Annotated in this window: 7 protein-coding genes and 1 pseudogene; 2 read left to right on the top strand and 6 right to left on the bottom strand. The window is 72.9% G+C overall.

Going from position 1 to position 18,259, the window contains the following annotated elements:
• Positions 1–141: 141 nt before the first annotated feature.
• A pseudogene (locus IF28_RS39950) lies at positions 142–312 on the bottom strand (helix-turn-helix domain-containing protein); the annotation flags it as partial.
• Positions 313–463: 151 nt separating this feature from the next.
• On the opposite strand from IF28_RS39950, the gene IF28_RS0124285 reads away from it, so the two are divergent.
• Positions 464–1,327, top strand: a complete 864-nt coding sequence (locus IF28_RS0124285) for an NAD(P)H-binding protein (protein WP_030224095.1) — start codon at positions 464–466, stop codon at positions 1,325–1,327.
• 36 nt (positions 1,328–1,363) lie between these two features.
• Here IF28_RS0124285 and IF28_RS0124280 read toward each other — a convergent pair whose 3' ends face one another.
• Both IF28_RS0124280 and IF28_RS0124275 read right to left on the bottom strand, forming a co-directional pair.
• Entirely contained in the window at positions 1,364–2,404 is a 1,041-nt protein-coding gene (locus tag IF28_RS0124280) for a P1 family peptidase (protein WP_030224094.1), read from the bottom strand.
• 11 nt (positions 2,405–2,415) lie between these two features.
• Complete coding sequence (locus tag IF28_RS0124275; RefSeq protein ID WP_030224093.1) at positions 2,416–2,634, bottom strand: MbtH family protein; 219 nt, start codon at positions 2,632–2,634, stop codon at positions 2,416–2,418.
• 92 nt (positions 2,635–2,726) lie between these two features.
• Here IF28_RS0124275 and IF28_RS0124270 point away from each other — a divergent pair, with 92 nt between their 5' ends.
• Complete coding sequence (locus IF28_RS0124270; protein WP_030224091.1) at positions 2,727–3,803, top strand: alpha/beta hydrolase-fold protein; 1,077 nt, start codon at positions 2,727–2,729, stop codon at positions 3,801–3,803.
• 6 nt (positions 3,804–3,809) lie between these two features.
• On the opposite strand, the gene IF28_RS0124265 is transcribed toward IF28_RS0124270, so the two are convergent.
• Genes IF28_RS0124265 through IF28_RS0124255 form a run of 3 tightly spaced genes read right to left on the bottom strand, consistent with a single transcriptional unit; the run spans position 3,810 to position 18,240 of the window.
• Positions 3,810–5,510: an ABC transporter ATP-binding protein gene (locus IF28_RS0124265; RefSeq protein ID WP_030224089.1), complete on the bottom strand. Its 1,701-nt coding sequence runs from the start codon at positions 5,508–5,510 to the stop codon at positions 3,810–3,812.
• Positions 5,497–16,395: a non-ribosomal peptide synthetase gene (locus tag IF28_RS0124260; protein WP_030224086.1), complete on the bottom strand. Its 10,899-nt coding sequence runs from the start codon at positions 16,393–16,395 to the stop codon at positions 5,497–5,499. The genes IF28_RS0124265 and IF28_RS0124260 overlap by 14 nt, the downstream gene beginning before the upstream one ends.
• Positions 16,396–16,452: 57 nt before the next feature.
• Positions 16,453–18,240 carry an ABC transporter ATP-binding protein gene (locus tag IF28_RS0124255; RefSeq protein WP_030224084.1) on the bottom strand — a complete coding sequence of 596 codons (1,788 nt, stop codon included), beginning with the start codon at positions 18,238–18,240 and terminating at the stop codon, positions 16,453–16,455.
• Positions 18,241–18,259 lie beyond the last annotated feature (19 nt).

Genomic DNA, 18,259 nt, shown 5'->3' with positions numbered 1-18,259 from the left:
GTACACGTACGGGTGGGCCAGGCCGAAGCCGATCTGGATGTTCCAGCCGGCGCGGAGGTCCTCGACGGGGTCGTCCGACGGCGCGGCGGTGTGCTTGCCGGCCACGTGTTCGGCGAAGACGTGCTCCACGGCGGCGACCAGCAGATCGTCCTTGTCCTGGAAGATCCGGTAGAGGGCGGGAGGCTGGAGCCCCGCCTCCTGGGCCACGCGGCGCGTGGTCACCGCGCCGGGCCCCTGGTCGCGCAGCAGGTCCGCCGCGGCCTTCAGGATGCGGTCCCGCGTGCTGTCCCGCCGCCGCGTGTTCGGTGCCATGGTGACGATGGTACCGCTTGGACGCGACAGTTGATGTTATCGACGATACCCGCGCCTGAGCTGTGCCTTCTTTGGCTATTACTCACAGCGGAAGTATCAGTGTTATCGTCATTCTCGTTCCATTGGAATCATCGCGAATGGGGAGCCGACCATGCTGATCGTCACGGGAGCCACCGGCCATCTCGGGTCGTTGACCGTCGACCGCCTGCTGGAGCGGGTACCGGCCGGCCGGGTCGGTGTCAGTGTGCGCGACGCCGGCGCAGCGGCCGGGCTCGCCCGACGCGGTGTCCGGGTGCGGGAGGGGGACTTCACCGAGCCCGGCACGCTGAAGCACGCCTTCGAGGGCGCCGAGCGCGTCCTGGTCGTCTCCGCGGCCATCCGGGGCGCCGGCGCGGCCGCCGCCAACAGGGCAGCCGTCGACGCGGCGCGGGAAGCGGGCGCCCGGCACATCGTGTACACCAGCCACCAGGCCGCCTCGCCCGTCTCGCTCTTCCCGCCGCAGCGGGTCCACGCGGCCACCGAGGAGCATCTGGTGCGGCAAGGAGTGCCCTGCACCGCCCTGCGCAACGGGTTCTACGCCTCCACGCTCGGCCACTACATCGGCTCCGCGCTGGAGAGCGGCACGCTCGCCGTGCCGCAGGACGGCCCGGTGTCCTGGACGGCCCACGAGGACCTGGCCGAAGCGGCGGCCATCGCCCTGACCGGGGACGGAGCGCTCGACGGGGTCACACCGCCGCTGACGGCCGCGCACGCCCTCGACTTCGCCGAGGTCGCCGACGTCCTCGGACGGGTCACGGGCCGGACCGTCACCCGGGTCGTCGTGGACGACGACGAGTGGCTGTCCGCGGCGGTCGCCGGCGGCATGCCGCGGGCGGCGGCGGAGTTCACCCTGGCCATGTTCGCGGCATCGCGGAACGGCGAGTTCGCGGTGACCGACCCGACGCTGGAAACCGTCATCGGCCGCCCGGCGCGGACCGTGCACGAGGTGCTCGGGGATCTCGTACGGTCCCGGTAGCCCGCGGGATCCCGGTGCCGATGGCCCGCGTCCCGGTCAGCGGGAGGTGTCCACGGGCGCCGCGAGAACGGCGAGCAGCCGGTCCGCCCGGACGGCGGCCACCGTCCGCCCGCCGAAGCCGGTGGTCGTCTCCGCGGCGAGCAGGGAGTTGAGCACCGCCTCCTCGACCCCGTCGAGGACCGCTTCGAACAGCGGCCCCAGTCCGGTGTCGGCCACCGGCGCCCCGCCGGGCCGGGTACCGAAGGCGAGGGCGTAGTCACCGCTGCCGTGGCTGTAGGCCGCGCCCGTACGGGCCAGGGCGAAGACCGCGCGCCTCGCCACGCGGGTGAGCTGCCGGGCGTCGAGCGGGGCGTCCGTGGCCACCACGATCATGCAGGAGCCGGTTTCCCCCTCCGCCGCCGGATCGTCGGCCTTTGGCGGGACGGTGCGGCCGAGCACCCGCAGGGTGCCGCCGAAGTTCGCCTGGACCAGGACGCCGACGGTGAAGCGCCGTCCGTCCACGTCCGGTGTGCGGGAGGCGGTCCCGATGCCGGCCTTGAAGCCCAGCGCGACCGTGCCGGTGCCCGCGCCGACGCAGCCCTCGGCGACGGGCCCGCCGGACGCTCCGTCGAGGGCGGCCCGGACGTGCTCCGCGTGGACGGGCCGGGCACGGATGTCGGACAGGAAGCCGTCGTTGCACTCCCCCACGACCGGGTTGAGGCTGCGCACCTCCTCGCACCCGGGCTGTTCCAGCATCCAGCCGACGAGGGCGTCGGCGACCCGGAACGCCGAGAGCGTGGAGGTGAGCAGCACCGGCGTCTCCAGGGTGCCGAGTTCGGCGAGCTGGGTCGTGCCGATGAGTTTGCCGTAGCCGTTGCCGGTGAAGACCCCCGCCGGCAGCGGTGTGCGGGGGCCGACGGCACCGGGCACCACGGCGGTGACTCCGCTGTGCACGGAGGGCGGCCGGCGGACGGTCGCGTGGCCGACGCGGACGCCCGGCACGTCGGTGATCGCGTTGAACGGTCCGGGGGCGATGCGTCCGATGGCGAGACCGAGGTCACGGGCCCGACGCCCGGTGCCCGGCGACTGTGATTCCATACGGCCCGACGTTACGCGGGCCGCTCCGTGGCCGCCGTGAGGGACCGGGGGCGCAGGTCGGTCCAGTGGGTCTCGATGTAGTCCAGGCAGGCGTCCCGGGTGTTCTCGGCGAGGGCGACGGTCCACCCTCCCGGTACCTCGGCGAAGGACGGCCAGAGCGAGTGCTGGCCCTCGTCGTTCACCAGGACCAGGAAGCGGCCGTCGGTGTCGTCGAAGGGGTTCGTGCTCATGCTGAGTGCCTCCCAGGAACGTCAACATTAGGTTAGGCTCGCCTAATTGCAGCGAGCCTAGCTTTTCCCGTTCCCCCTCACAAGGAGACGTCATGCGCCCCCTCGCGGAGTTCGGGGTGTCCGGCAGCCCCGGTGAAGACGCGTTCTGGGCGGGGGTGAGGGCGCCCGTGTCGGTGCCGGCGGACGGGGGCGGGTGGTCGACCCTGTTCCTGTGGCGGGGACCGGCCGCGAGCATCGGCTTCGAGAGCTGGTCGGATCCCGTGCCGCTGCGCCGGTGGGGCGACACGGACTGCTGGTACGCCGAGGTGCGGATGCCGGCGCGGCTGCGGGTGACGTATCAGTTCCTCGTGGACGACGTGGCGTACGCCGATCCGCTCAATCCGGTCGGCGCGGGCGGCGACCGGTCCATCGCGGCGACGCCGGACGCCCCGGAGCAGCCGCACTGGCCGGCCGTCGGTGCCGACGGGGTCCTGCCCCTCCCCGGCACCCGGATCCGCTGGGCGAGTGAACGGCTCGGCGGGCGGCGCACCGTACGCGTCCATCCGGCCGGTGGCGGTGGGCCGGTGGTGCTGCTGCTCGACGGGGACGACTGGCTGTATCTGCACCCGGCGATGTCCGCGTTCGACTCGGCCGTCGCCCATGGCGAGATGCCCCCGGTCACCCTCGTCTTCCTGCCCGCAAGGGACCGGGAGGCCGAGTTCGCGTGCCGGTCCGAGCTGTGGGAGGCGGTCCGGGACGAACTGCTGCCGCTGGTGGCGGAGTCCGGCGTGACCGCCGACCCGGGCCGGCTCGTGGTCGCCGGACAGAGCCTCGGCGGGCTGAGCGCGCTGTACGCGGCCCTGGAGTTCCCGGAGCTGGTGTCGCGCGTGGCCTGCCAGTCGGGGGCGTTCTGGTGGACGCCGGATGCCCCGGACCGGCCGGACCCGTTGGGAGGCCCGGTCGGCGGCAGCCTGGCCGCGCGACTGCGGGAATGCCACGGACTGACCGGGCTGCGGGTCGCGTTCGACGTGGGAGAACACGAGACCCGTATGCTGCCGCACTGCGCGCTCACCGAGACCCTCGCCGAACGGGCCGGCGCGACCGTGCGGGTCTCACGGTCCGCGTCGCACCACGACCGGGCGGGCTGGCGGCACGCCCTGCTCAGGGACGTCGCCTGGGCGCTCGCCTAGGGCCTGTCACCGGGCCACCGCCCTGCGGTAGTCCTCGTCGGCGGCGAGGAGGTTGCGGTGGGTGTCCTCGGCCGTGATGACGCCGTCGTCCAGGACCAGGACCCTGTCGGCGGCGTCCAGCAGGGCAGGGCTGCTGGTGATCACGACGGTGGTGCGGCCCCTGCGCAGCCGGGCGATGTTGCGTGCGATGAGCTGTTCGGTGACCGCGTCGACGGCCGTCGTCGGATCCTGGAGCACGAGGACATCGGTGTCGGCTGCCAACGCCCTGGCCAGGGAGAGCCGTTGGCGCTGCCCCCCGGAGAGGTTCGCGCCGCGGTCGCGGACGCCGTGCTCGAGTCCTTCGCGGTGGAGGGCGACGACGTCGGTCAGCATGGACGCCTCCACGGCCTCGGCGATCCGCTTGCCGGTGCCCGAGGGGTCGATGTTGGTGCGGAGCGTGCCGGCGAAGATCTCGCCGTCGTACGGGTTCACCAGCAGCTGTGCGCGGACGGCCTCGACCGACAGCTCCCCGAGCTCCCGTCCGCCGAGCCGCACCGCACCCTCGTACGCGTCCGGCGGGACGTTCACCGCGAGGACCGACGCGAGGTCGGCGGCCGCCCGGGGCCGGTAACAGGCGATCGCCACGAACTCACCCGCCGACACCCGGAACTTCAGCCTGCGCAGGGCACCGTACTGCACGCCGTCGACCTCGATGTCCCCTCCCGGGGACGGGAGTTCCGTCCCCGGGGTGGTCACCGGCGGCGCGGCGAGCACCAGGGCCATCCGCTCCGCCGACGCGCGCGCGATCATCACGTACTTGGGCATCTCCGAGAACAGTTTCAGCGGTTCCATGATGAACTGCGCCAGCCCGACGGCCATCACGAGTTCACCGATGCCGATCCGGCCGTCGAAGGCCAGCCAGCCGGCCAGCAGGGTGACCGCGCCGGCGAGGACCGCGTTAAGGGCCTGCGCGGTGCCGGCGTACGCGCCGTTCACCTTGGCGACGGTGATCGCCTGGAGCCGCGCCTGAGTGCTGACCTTCCGGTAGGCGCGGAACGCCTCGTGGTTGCCGCCGAATCCGTGCAGCGGGCGCAGGCCGATGATCAGGTCGGCGACCTTGGCGCCCGCGCGGGCCACCCGGGCCTGCTGCTCCTTGGTGCTGCTGCCGATCCGCCGGGACAGCACACTGAGGACCGACAGGATCGCGGCGGTGCCCACGATCACCAGCAGGCCGAGCCGGAGATCGGCCAGCCCCAGGGCGACGGCCGCGACCACGACCGCGACCAGTGAGCTGATCAGCAGGGGCACCACCTCGATGATGTCGGCGGTCTGGTCGGCGTCCTCGGTGGCGATGGTCAGGACCTCGCCGGACTTGAGGTCGACGTCCCGCGCCACCGGCTGGAGTCCGCGGGCGGCGACCTTCACCCGCCAGCGGTGCGCCTCCGTCGTGTTGGCCTTCTGCAGGACGCGCATCCCGAACCGCCAGGACAGCGACACGGTCGTGATGATCACCGCGAGGGCGAGGACGGACCAGCCGAGGGCTGCGGGACCGCGGTCCCGCAGCGCGTGTTCGACGATCAGGCCGAGCGCGATGGGGAACGCCGTCTCACCGGCCTGGTACAGGCCCATGAGGACGGTGCCGCCGGCCATCGCGCCGGTGTTGCGGCGGAGTGCGGTGCGCAGGATGTGGGACCCGGTGAAGGGCCGCTGCGGGTCAGTTGTGGTCATCGAGGTGGCGGGCAATCGCTTCCGGTGTGCGCAGGGTGAGCAGATCACGGATGGTGACGACAGGACCGTACTCCCGGCGGAGCAGGCCGATCAGCCGCACCGCGAGCATGGAGTGACCGCCGAGGGACACGAAGTCGCTGACCGCGCTGACCTCGTCGTCGTCCAGGTCCAGCGCCTCGGCGAAGAACTCGCACACCGTGATCTCGGTGTCGGTCCCGGGCCGGCGTTCGCCGGCCGTGGTCAGGGCGCCGAGGGGTTTGGCCTCCGGCAGTGCCTTCGTGTCGGCCTTCCCGTTCACCGTGAGCGGGATGGCGTCGACCTGGGCGTAGTGGGTGGGGCGCATGAAGTCGGGCAGGGCGGCGCCGACGTCGGCGGCGACCGACGCGAGGTCGGAGCCGTCGAGGACGAGGTAGGCGGCGAGCCGGTGGGCGCCGTCGACCCGCGGGTCGGGCTGGGCGACCGCGGCGGCGAACCGCACCGCCGGGTGTGCCTCGAACGCGGCCTCGACCTCGCCCGGTTCGACCCGGTGGCCGCGGATCTTGACCTGCTGGTCGGTGCGGCCCAGGTACATCAGATTGCCGTCCGGCCGCCGGACGACGAGGTCGCCGGTGCGGTACATGCGCTCGCCGGGCGCGCCGAACGGGCAGGCGACGAACCGGTGCGCGGTCTGGGCGGGCTGCCCGAGATAGCCGCGGGCGATGCCGATGCCGGACACGTAGAGCTCGCCGGGGACTCCGTCCGGCAGGGGCCGCAGCCACGGGTCCAGTACGTAGACGTCGGTGTTGTCGATGGCGACGCCCACCACCGGGTCCTGGCATTCGAAGGTGCCGACACCGAGGGTGTTGATGGTGTATTCGGTGGGCCCGTACAGGTTGTAGCCGGCCGTCCCCCCGGTCGAGGCCAGCCGCTGCCACAGGCTGGGCGTGACGGCCTCGCCGCCCAGCAGCACCAGTGCCGGGCGCCGTTCCGGGTTGTCGAGCAGACCCTCGGCGACCAACTGCTGGGCGTAGGTGGGGGTCACGTTGACGACGTCGATGGCGTGCTCCCGGCAGTACTCGGCCAGCCGGGGCGCGTCACGGCGCAACTCCTCGTCGCAGATGTGCACTTCGTGCCCGTCGGCCAGCCAGAGGAGTTCCTCCCACGACATGTCGAACGCGAAGGAGACGGTGTGCGCGATCCGGAAGACTCGGTGGCCGTGGTCCGCCAGCACCGGTTCGAAGATGCGGCGTCGGTGGTTGATCAGCATGTTGGTGAGCCCGGCGTACTCGGTCACCACACCCTTGGGCTTTCCGGTGGAGCCGGAGGTGTAGATCGTGTACGCGGGGTGCCGCAGCCGGTGCGGGTCGTCGGGCGCGAAGGTGCGGTACGGCTCCCCCCCGGGCAGCGGGCGGTCCAGTTCGATCAGCTCGCCGGTGAGTCCGGCCAGCCTGGGGGTCACGGTGCTCACGGTGAGGACGGCGTCGGGGCGGGCGTCCGCGACGATCGCGGCGATCCGCTCGTCGGGGTGGTCCAGCTCCAGCGGCACGTACGCGGCGCCGGTGCGCAGTACGGCGAACAGCGCCACGATGGAGTCGAGGGAGCGGGGTATCGCCAGGCCGACCGTCGTCTCGGGGCCGATGCCCCGCGCGGCGAGCACCCCCGCCACCGCGCGGCTGCGGTCCCGCAGCCGGGCGAAGGTCATGGTGGAGCCGTGGGCGACGAGCGCGACGCGTTCCGGGTCACGGTCGGCGGCGAGGTCGAAGCGGTCGACGACGGTGTCCGTGCCGACGTCCGTGCGCCGCGTGGGCCCGGGCCGGGGTGCCGGGCCCGGCAGGGCGCCCACCGGTCCGGTGGAGCGGGCCAGGTCGTCGAGGACGCGCAGGTAGTCGTCGAGCAGCCGTCGGGCGTTCCCGGTGTCGTCGTCGCGGTACTCGAGCTTGACGGTGAGCCGGTCGCCGGGGGTGACGACCCAGGTGAAGGGGTAGTGGGTGGAGTCGTCGGCCTTCACCGAGGTGATGCCGTGGCGGGCGTTCATCTCGGCGAACGCCTCCATGTCCAGGAAGTTCTGGAGGACGAAGAGGTTGTCGAACAGCGTGTCGTGGCCGCCGGCCCGCTGGATCTCGCCGAGGCCGAGGTGCTCGTGTTCCATCGCGGCGACGCGGGCCTCCTGCACGGCGGTGAGGTACTCGCGGACGGTGTGGCCGGGGCGGGGCCGTGTCCACTGGGGCACGGTGTTGAGGAGCACGCCCACGATGCCGGAGAGCCCTTCGCCCTCGCGGCCGGAGACGGTCACACCGAAGACGGCGTCGCTGCGGCCGGTGCGGGAGCCCAGGAAGAGGCCGAACGCCCCGGTCAGGACGGAGTTCAGGGTGACGCCGTGCGCTCGTGCGGCGTCCCGGAGCAGGTCGGACCGTTCGGCGGACAGGGTGTGGACGAGTGCGCGCGGCAGTTCGTCCGTGAGGGAGGGTGCCGGTCCGGCGAGCAGGGTCGGGCCGGTGAGTCCGGCCAGGTGTTCCGCCCAGAAGCGTTCCGACACGGCGGTGTCCCTGGCGTCGAGGGCACGGGCGTACTCCTCGAAGCCGGGTGTGGCCGGGGCCGGGTCGAGCGGTTCACCGGCGAGGAGCGACCGGTAGGCGTCGAACAGGTCGCGCAGGACGATCTCGCGTGACCAGCCGTCCCAGAGCAGCAGGTGGTAGCTGAGCAGCAGTCCGTCGCGACCGTCGGGCCGGCGTACCACGGTGAGCCGGACGAGGGGCGGTGCGCCGGTGTCGAATCCGGTGTCGCGGTCCCGGGCACGCAGTGCCTCGATGTCCGCGTCGGTGGCCAGTTCGACGGTGTGGACGTCGACGCGCCGGCCCCCGGCGAGGACCTGGACCGGGTTGCCGTCGTCGTCGGTGGTGAAGCCGGCGCCCACGGCCGGGTGCCGGGACATCACATGCGTCATGGCCTCGGCGAGCGCGCCGGTGTCCAGTTGCCGGTCGAAGGTGAACCAGTTCTGTGCCACGTAGTGTCCGGCGGTCCCCGCCAGCTGGGCCTGGAAGTACAGGCCGCGCTGGAGCGGGGTCACCGGTGCGGTGCGCTCGGCCGTCGCGGAGGTGTGCGCGACGGCTTGCAGCGCGCTCAGCCAGTGTGCGGTGATCTCGTCGGGGATGCCGTCGGCGAGGGTGAAGACGGCGCGCAGGCTGCCGGTGGTGTCGTCGAGCCAGGCGTTGACCTCGACGGCGTACGGCGTGTTCCCCTCGCCGCCGGTGAGGTGCAGTGCCTGGGACTCGCTGCCCCTGCCGAGGTAGTTGAACAGGACCTGCGGGCGGGCGGTGAGGAGCGGGGCGGTCTGCGGGTCGAGGTACCGCAGCACGCCGTAGGCGACGTGGGTGCGCTCGTCGGGCAGGCGTTCCGCGACCTCGCGCGCCGCCGCGACGGGGTCGGTGTGGGCGGTGAGCCGCACGGGTGCGATGGCGGTGAACCAGCCGACGGTGCGGGTGTAGTCGTGGTGGTCGAGGGCGGGGACCCGGCCGTGCCGCTCCAGTTCGATCGCGAGATCCGTGGGTGTCGCCTGGACGCGGGTGAGCGCGGTGCGCAGAGCGCCGCACAGCAGCTCGGTGAGCCCGACGCCCAGTGCGGCGGGCGCGGTGCGGGTCAGGTGTCCGGTCGCTTCGGGCGGAAGGACGGCCTCGATCTCCCTCGCTCGTTCGACGGCGGGCAGGAGTGCGGGCGCCCGGAGTGTGGTGAGCCAGTGGCCGAGGTCGTCGACGGCGCGGGCGGTGCGGAGGGTCAGCGCCTCGGCGTATTCGGCGTAGGAGGTGGTCGGCGGGGGCAGGGGGGCGCCGCGCATCGCGGTGGTGAGGTCGTCGAGGAGGATCAGCCAGGACACCGCGTCGACGGCGAGGTGGTGGACGGTGACGACCAGTGTCCGGGAGGCCTCCAGCCAGGTGAACGCGACCACGTTCCCGGACTCCGGGTCGAGCCGTCCGGCGGCCCGGTTCGCCGCCGTGGTCGCGTCGGTCGTGTCCGTCGCCACGACGGTGACCTCACGGACCGGTTCGGTGCTCAGGGCCCACACCCCGTGCTCGGTGCGCAGCCTCAGCCGCAGCGCGGGGTGCGTGGCCACTACGGCGTTCGCGGCGCGTACGGCGTCGGCGAACCCGGTGCCCTGGGGGGCCGTCAGCGCCCTGGCCTGGGCGAACCCGGCCAGTGATCCTCCCAGTTCACGCCGGCGCAGGATGATCGGCGTGGGTAGGACCGGACCGTCGGCCGGGTGGGCGGGCGAGGGCGTCGCGGCGGGCGTGGGCGCGGTCGTCGCCAGGTGGCCGGCGAGTGCTCGCGGGGTCCGGTGCAGGAACACGTCCCGGGGGGCGATCGTCAGGCCCAGTGCCCTGGCCCGGTTGACCACGGTGATGGCGAGGATGCTGTCGCCCCCGGCCCTGAAGAAGTCGGTGTCACCGTCCACGTCGGATCCGGGCAGGGTACCGGCGAAGATGTCGACCAGTGCGCCGAGTGCCGAGCCGGCGGTGCGGGGCAGCGGGGTGTCGTCCCGCGTGGCGCGTTCGGCCAGCGCCTTGCGGTCCAGTTTGCCGTTGACCGTGAGCGGCAGCGCGTCGACCGAGAGCACCCTGCCGGGCACCATGTGCGCGGGCAGTTTCGCGGAGAGCCGCTCGATGAGGTCTCCGGGCACCCGGCCCACGAGGTGTGCGACCAGGTGGTCGCCGCCGTCCGCCACGGTGACGGCCACGTCGACGACCCCGTCGAGTTCCCTGATCGCGGCCTCCACCTCGGCCAACTCGATGCGGAAGCCCTTGAGCTGCACCTGGTCGTCGGCGCGGCCGACGAACTCCAGCTCGCCGTCGAGGGTGCGGCGGGCGAGGTCGCCCGTGTGGTACATGCGGGAGCCGTCCCCGGTGAACGGGTTCGCCACGAACCGGCCGGCCGTCAGCCCCGGCCTGCCCAGGTAGCCGAGCGCCACCTGGTCGCCGGCGACGTAGATGGCGCCCACCCGGCCCGGCGGCACCGGGTGGAGGCGGTCGTCGAGCAGATGGGTGACCAGGCCGGGGATCGGGCCGCCGATCGGGCTGACGTCGTCGCCGGAGCCGAAGTCGCCGTCGGTCAGCACCCGGTGGGTGACGTGGACGGTGGTTTCGGTGATGCCGTACATGTTGACCAGTTCGGGCGACGTGGTGCCGTGCCGTTCGACCCAGCCGCGCAGCCGTCCGAGGTCCAGTGCCTCGCCGCCGAAGATGACGCGGCGCAGGGCGGGCAGGGGTGTACCGGCGTGCCGGTCCGCCTCGATGAACTGGTAGAACGCCGAGGGGGTCTGGTTGAGCACGGTCACTCCGCGCTCGCGTACCAGCCGGTGGAAGTCGACCGGGGAGCGGGTCAGCCCGTACTCCGGGAGGAGCAGCTCTCCGCCGTGGGCCAGCGCGCCCCACAGCTCCCAGACGGCGAAGTCGAAGGAGAAGGAGTGGAACTGGACCCATACGTCGTCCGGGCCGAATCCCATGGCGGGCCGGGTGCGGGCGAGCAGCGTCACCACACTGGAGTGCGGGACGACGACGCCCTTGGGCCGGCCGGTCGATCCGGAGGTGTAGATGACGTAGGCGGGGTCGTGCCAGCTCGGCGTCGCCACGGTACCGGCGGCTACCGGCTGCGCCTCGTCCCCTCGCACGAGTACCCGGGCCGGTACGCCCGCCCTGTCCAGCAGCCGTGCGAAGCGGTCCCGTTGCTCGCGCTCCACCAGGACCGCCTGCGGGGCGGCGTCGGCGAGGATGTACTCCAGCCGCTCGTCCGGGTAGGCCGGGTCCAGCGGCACATATGCGCCGCCGGCCCCGACGATCGCGACGAGGGCGGTGACCTGCTCGACGGAGCGCGGGACGGCGACGGCGACCCGCTTGCCCGGCCCGACCCCGGCCGCCCGCAGCGCTGCCGCCAACTCGTCCTTGGCCGAAGCCAGTTCGCCGTATGTCAGGGACCGGGTGCCGCCGTCGAGGCCGCACTGGGTGACGGCGGTGGCGGTCGGGTCGCGGTGCGCGGCGGTGTCGAACAGCTCGCCCAGCGTGGTGGGGGTGATGCGCTCGGGAAGCCGGGAGTCCTCCGCCGTGAGGTCGTCGATCAGGGCGTCCGGCCGGGTGAGCAGGCCGGTCAGTGTCGAGGTGAAGGCCCGCAGGATCTCCCGGGCGCGGGTCTCGCCCAGCACCTCGCCGTCGTGGATGAGGTTGAAGCGGGGACGTCCGTCGGGGGTGCGTTCGACGACCAGGGTCAACGGGTAGTGCGGGGCGCCCTCGTTGAGGATGCCGCCGATGACGAGCGTGTCGTCGGGCCGGCGCAGTGCCGCCACATCGGTCTCCACGTCGAACACCACCAGGGTGTCGAAGAGGGAGCCGGCGCCGGCCAGTCGGCCGATCCGCGCCAGGGAGACATGCTGGTGCGAAAGCACCGCGCTCTGGTGTTCCCGTACCGAGGCGAGCAGTTCGCGTGCCGTGGTGGTTTTGGTCCAACGGGCGCGTACCGGGATGGTGTTGATGAACAGGCCCACCATGTCCTGGATGCCGGGCACGTCCGCGTCCCGTCCGGAGACGGTGGAGCCGAACACCACGTCACCGCCGTGCAGGAGGCCGCCCAGGGTCACCGCCCAGGCGCTGTGCACCGCCACACTGAGCGGCACGCCGGCCGACCGGGCCGCCGCGTCGATGTCGGTCTCCGGGTGTACGGCGATGTCGGCGAACCGGTCGGAGGGGGTGTGCCCCTCGGCGATCAGCGACGGGCCGGGCAGGCCGGCGAGTTGGTCGCTCCAGACGCGGTCGCTCTCGTCGGCGTCGCGTCCGGCGAGCCGGCGTACATGGTCGGGGAAGCCGCCGAGCGGGTACCTGGTGCCCGGCGCGTGGTACTCGGCGAGCAGGGCGCGCAGCATCGGCGGCACGGACCAGCCGTCGGCGATGATGTGGTGCACCGTCTGCACCAGGACGTCGCGGCCGGGGCCGCCGCGGACGAGCGTGTAGCGCATCAGGGGCCCGGCGGCCAGGTCGAACCCGGTGCGGCGGTCCCGCTCGGCGTGGTCGCGTATCTCGTCGTCGGTGATGCCGGGTCGGTCCAGGACGGTGAACGGGGCCTCGGCGCCGCTCTCCAGGACGGAGACCACGCGGCCGTCGGCGAGGGCCACGAACCGTGCCGCCAGGTTCGGGTAGAGCGTGAGCAGCCGGGTGGCGGCCGCCGCGAGCCGGTTGGCGTCCACCTCGCCGTGCAGCGTGAGCAGTTGCTGCTCGACATAGGCGCCCGCCGAGTCCTCGTCGAAGACCGAGTGGAAGTAGAGGCCCTCCTGGAGCGGGGTCAGCGGCAGGATGTCCCGCAGCCCCGGCCCGTCCAGGGCGTCGACGTCGGCCTGGGTGAGGGGCACCATGGCGAAGTCGCTGGGCGAGTGGCCGCCCCGCTCGAGGGCGGCCAGCCCGGTCAGGGCCGTCCGGAAGTGGTCGGCGAGGGCGGCGATGTCCTCGTCGGTGAACATGCCGTCGGGCCAGGAGATGGTGGTGACCAGTTCGTAGGCGCCGCCGGCGGCGGGTTCGGCGATCGCGTTGAACTCCAGGGGACGCGGCAGCCGCATCCTCGGGTCGCGCCGCTCCCCCAGTTGGCCGGTCGTGTGCGCGAGTTGCCAGTCCTCGGCGGAGCCGGCGTCGAAGCGGCCCAGGTAGTTGAAGAGCACCTGCGGGGCGGGCGCGTCGAAGGCGGTACCGGTCAGATGGCGCAGGGCTCCGTAGGAGACGCCGTTGTCCGGCACCCGGGCGAGGTCTTCCTTTACCCTCTTGAGTGCGGCGGTCAGATACGCGGGCGCGGTGAAGTCCGTTGCCGCGCCGGGGTCCACGACCACCGGGGCGAGGGTGGTGAACCAGCCGACGGTGCGGGACAGTTCGGGCTCGAAGCCGGCCGAACCGGCGACGAACCGTGGCTCGCGGCCGTGGCCCTCGAGCTCGATGTGCGCGAACGTCTGGTCCTGTCCGAGGTCGCGGCGCCGGCGGGCGAGGGCGACGGCGAGTGCGGTGAGCAGGACGTCGTTGACGCCGGCGTGGAACTTCGCGGGCGTCCCGCCCAGCAGCTCGGCCGTGACCTCGGGACCGACCGACACGGTCCACAGGCGTTCCGTCGCGACGGTGTCGGTGGCGGTCAGTGGCCGCCTGCCCACCGGCTGGTCCTCCGCGGGCAGCGGACGCCAGTAGTAGGTGCTGTCCGCGTCGAAGGCGGCGCGCTCGAGGAGTTGGGTCCAGCGGCGGAACGACGTACCCACCGGGGGCAGTTCGATCGGCGCGCCGGAGGCCGACTGCCGCCAGGCGGTGGCCAGATCGTCCATCAGGACCCGCCAGGACACGCCGTCGATCACCACATGGTGGGCGACCAGGACCAGTTGTCGAGCCGCGCGACGCCAGACGGCACGCAGCATCACACCGCCGTCCGGGTCCAGCCCCTCGGTGGCGAGGGTGACGCACTCGTCGAGAGGGCGGTCGCTCTCCTGCCATGGCGCGACGGCCGCGTCCGCGTCCGGGATGTCGAAGCTCCAGCGGTCGCCGCGCACCAGCCGGGCCCGCAGCATGGCGTGGTGCCGGACCACGGCGGTGAGGATCGGGTCCAGGGCGTCGGCGGTCAGCTCCGGCGGGGTGTTGAGCACGACCGACTGGACGAACCCGTCGATCGCGTCCGTGGTCTCGCCGAGCCACTGCACGATGGGCGCGCCCACCACGGGCCCGGTCGCGATGTCGCGGTGGTCCACGACGGTGAGGTCCTCACGGCCGGCCACCGCGGCCAGCGCGCCCACGGTGGGGTGGGTGAAGATCTGCCGCGCCGTGACGTGGAGCCCCGCCTCACGCAGGGCGCCGAGGAGTGAGATGGCGAGGATGCTGTCGCCGCCGAGCTGGAAGAAGTCCTGGTCGACGCCGACCTCCTCGAGCCGCAGCACGGCCGCGACGGCGGCGCACACCGCGCGCTCTTCGTCGGTGGTGGGCCGTACGATCGCGCCGGTCACGACGGTGGGCTCGGGCAGCGCGCCCCGGTCGAGCTTGCCGTTGGCGGTGAGCGGGAACTCCTCCAGGACGACGATGTGGGCGGGCACCATGTACTCGACCATGTGCTCGGCGGCCCACGCCCTGACCTCGTCGGGCCGCAGGTCCTCGCGGCCGCCGGCCGGGATGACGTAGCCCACCAGATAGGTGCCGCCCGCGGTGTTCTTCCTCGCGACGACACAGGTGTGCCGGACGTCCGGGTGCTCCGCCAGGCCGGCCTCGACGTCCTCGATCTCCAGCCGCATGCCGCGGATCTTGACCTGGTTGTCGGCGCGGCCCAGGAAGTCCAGCGTCCCGTCCGGGGTGTACCGAGCGAGGTCACCCGTCCGGTACAGCCGGGACCCGTCGTCCGCGAAGGGGTTCGCCACGAACCGTGACGCCGTCAGGCCGGGCGCGCCGGCGTAGCCGCGTCCCAGGAGGAGGCCGCCGACGTACAGTTCGCCGCCGACGCCGACCGGGACGGGGCGCAGTTCGTCGTCCAGGACGTACAGCTGGGTGTTGGGGTTGGCCCTGCCGATCGACGTGGACAGGCGTTCGGCCGCGCCCCGGTAGATGACGTGGGAGACGCCGATCGTGGTCTCGGCGGGGCCGTAGCCGTGGTACATGGGGATGTCGAGCCTGGTGCGGAACCGTTCGTACAGTTCCGGGGTCAGTACCTCGCCGCCGCACCACACGTGCCGCAGGCTGTCCAGCCGGTCCGAGTCGCCCGAGATCTCCAGCAGTACGTCCAGCATGGACGAGACCAGGTAGGTGAAGGTGACGCGCTGTTCGGCGATCACGCTCAGCAGATGGTGCGGGTCGCGTTCGCCGCCGGGCCGCAGCACCACGAGCCGGCCGCCCGTCACCAGCGGCAGGAAGATCTCGTTGATGGAGATGTCGAAGGACAGGGGTGCCTTGAACAGCGAGGCGTCGTCGTGGCCGAAGCCGAGGATCTCGGCGGACTGCCACAGCAGGCGCTCGCTGATCGCCTCGTGCCGGATCATCGCGCCCTTGGGCCGCCCGGTGGAACCGGAGGTGAAGATCACGTAGGCCAGGGCGTCGCCGGGGACGGTGATCCCGGGCCCGTCCGTGGGGTGGGAGCCATGACGCCAGTCGCCGAGGCCGACGGGCACGGCGTCCGGTTCGGCCGGGTCGTGCTCGCCCGAGTCGTTGAGCTGCAGCACGACCTGGGCGTCCTCGATGACGACGGCCCGGCGTGCGGCGGGCCACTGCGGATCGAGCGGCACGAAGGCGCAGCCCGCGCGCAGGACGCCCAGCAGCCCGATCACCATGTCGGCCGAGCGTCCCAGCGAGATGCCGACGACCTGTTCGGCGGTGAGCCCCCGTTCCGTGAGGTGGTGGGCCAGCTGAGCCGAGTATGCCGCGACTTGGCGGTACGTCAGTGAGCGCCGCTCGTCGACGACGGCCACGGCGTCCGGCCTGGACTCCGCCTGCTCGAGGAACAGTTCCACGATGGTCGGGCGCACCCGGTCGGCGTGGGTGTCGTTCCACTCGGCCAGGAGGCGGAGCCGGGCCTCCGCGCCGGTCGGGGCGATGGTGCCGAGGGGACGGTCCGGGAAGTCGGCCAGGTCGTCCAGGGCGAGCTGCGCGTCGGCCGTGACGACGCCGTCGGGCACGGTGATGCTGCGGTCGTCGGCGCCGGCCGCCCAGCCGGCCGGCGGGGCGCCGCCGTTGTCGACCCAGCCGAGGACGTCGGCGAACAGGGTGGCGGGGGTGAGATGGATGCCGTCGGGTCCTCGGCCGGTCGCCCAGTACGACAGTGCGAGGGCGCACGCCCGGGTGATCGTCCTGTCGGAGTAGTCGCCGGTCCGCCGGCGCACATCGGTCAGGCGGGTGGGGGAAAGCCGTACGAGACGAGCGCTCGGTTCCATCGAAGACTCAGCACCCTTTCCAAGGAAATGAGAGCAAGCAACCTGACTTAGGCTTACCTAACTACCCTCGCGCCATGCCTGCCAGAGGCGCGCGTACCGGCCGTCCGCGGCCACCAGCTCCTCGTGCCGCCCCTGTTCGACGACGCGTCCGGCGTCCAGTACGGCGATCCGGTCCGCCGCCATCGCCTGGGTCAGCCGGTGTGCCACGAACAGGGTGGTCCGGCCCTCGCAGGCGGCCAGCACGGCGCGTTCCAGCTCGGCGGCCCCCTCGCTGCCGGCCTCGGCGGTCGACTCGTCGAGCACCACCACCGGCGCCCTGGTCAGCACCAGTCTGGCCAGGGCGATCTGGGCGACCTTGGTGACGTCCGTACGTGCGCCGCCCTCGCCGACCGGGGTGTTCAGCCCCTCGGGCAGCGATTCGGCCCACTCGCCCGCGCCGGCCGTACGCAGGGCTGCCGTCAGCTCGGCGTCGGTCGCCTCCGGTGCCGCCAGCCTCAGGTCGGCGGCGAGCGGACCGGAGAACACATGGGTCTCCTGGGTGAGGATGCTCACCAGTGCCCGTGCCCCGGCCTCGTCCAGTCCGGCGAGGTCGGTCGGCCCGATGCGGACCGACCCGGCCTGCGGTGTCCCGATGCCGGCGACGAGCGCGGCGAGGGTGGTCTTGCCGGCGCCCGTCGCCCCGACCAGCGCGAGCGAACCGCCCGCCGGGATGGTCAGGTCGATGTCCCTGAGCACGGGTTCCTCGCCGCCGGGATAGGTGAACGTCAGTCCCCGTACGGTCACCGGCAGTGGCGCCGTGCCGGCCTGCAGGGCGGTCGCGTCGCCCACCAGCCGCTCCTCGGCGGGCTCGCCCAGGACGCCGACCAGCCGGGTCAGGCTGGCGCCCGACTTCTGCGCCTCGTCGAAGGTGAACATGATCAGGCCCAGCGGGCCGAACAGTCGGTGGAACAGCAGCGGGGCCGCGGAGACCTCGCCCAGTGTGGCGGCGTCGGCCTCCAGCAGGGCGTACCCCACGACGATGATGAGGACCAGGCCGATGAACTCGGCGCGGTTCTCCCTGCCCACGAAGCGGCCGAAGAACCGGAAGACGTCGATCCCGAGATCGCGCACCCGCCAGGACTCCCGGGTCACCTGCTCCCGGAACGCCTCCTCCAGACGGTAGGCCCGGACGGTGTCGATCCCGTTGAGGCCGCTGATCAGGGCCTGTGCGCGGTCGGCCTGGGCGATGCGCTGCTCCCGGTAGAGCGGCGCCGAACGGGGCAGGTACCAGCGCAGGGCGAGCGCGTACGCGGGCAGCGCGCCGGCGCCCGCCAGCCCGAGCCGCCAGTCCAGGCCGAACATGCCGAGGGTGGCGATGGCGACCAGCACCCCCGCCGAGAACACCGTGGGAACGGCCGTGCGGATGCCCTTGGAGATGACGGCGACGTCGTCGCCGACCCTGGACAGGACGTCTCCCCTGCCGACCTGCTCGATGCGTGCGCTGGGCATGCCGAGGACGGCACGGACGGCGCCCTCGCGCAGCCGCGCGAGGAGATCGGCGCCCAGCCGTCCGATCAGATACGTCGACACCGCGGTGGCCGCCGCGCCGAGCAGCGCGGCGGCCCCGATCAGTACGCCGATGGTGACGAGGACCGAGCGTGACGCGCCGTCGGCCACGCCGTCGACGACCCGGCCGAGCAGGAGGACGGGGAGTACCTGGAGGGCCGCCCCGGCCACCGTGGTGAGCACGGTGGCGGCCGTCAGCCAGGGCACGTCGCGGCAGTGGGCCGCGACCCATCGGGTCGCCTCGCGTCCGGTCGCCGTGCGCAGCGCGGCCGGGGCGACGCGTGGTGCGGTCGTGGTCACACCGCTGCCCACGGGGCTC

Source organism: Streptomyces sp. NRRL WC-3626, assembly GCF_000718785.1.
Lineage (GTDB): Bacteria > Actinomycetota > Actinomycetes > Streptomycetales > Streptomycetaceae > Streptomyces > Streptomyces edwardsiae.
The sequence above is the reverse complement of the archived record's forward strand: the minus strand, read 5'-3'. Positions and strand labels throughout refer to the sequence as shown.

Coding starts and splice junctions, on each gene's coding strand:
- IF28_RS0124280 (WP_030224094.1), bottom strand. CDS start 2,404: ATGGAATCACAGTCGCCGGGCACCGGGCGTCGGGCCCGTGACCTCGGT.
- IF28_RS0124285 (WP_030224095.1), top strand. CDS start 464: ATGCTGATCGTCACGGGAGCCACCGGCCATCTCGGGTCGTTGACCGTC.
- IF28_RS0124260 (WP_030224086.1), bottom strand. CDS start 16,395: ATGGAACCGAGCGCTCGTCTCGTACGGCTTTCCCCCACCCGCCTGACC.
- IF28_RS0124265 (WP_030224089.1), bottom strand. CDS start 5,510: ATGACCACAACTGACCCGCAGCGGCCCTTCACCGGGTCCCACATCCTG.
- IF28_RS0124270 (WP_030224091.1), top strand. CDS start 2,727: ATGCGCCCCCTCGCGGAGTTCGGGGTGTCCGGCAGCCCCGGTGAAGAC.
- IF28_RS0124275 (WP_030224093.1), bottom strand. CDS start 2,634: ATGAGCACGAACCCCTTCGACGACACCGACGGCCGCTTCCTGGTCCTG.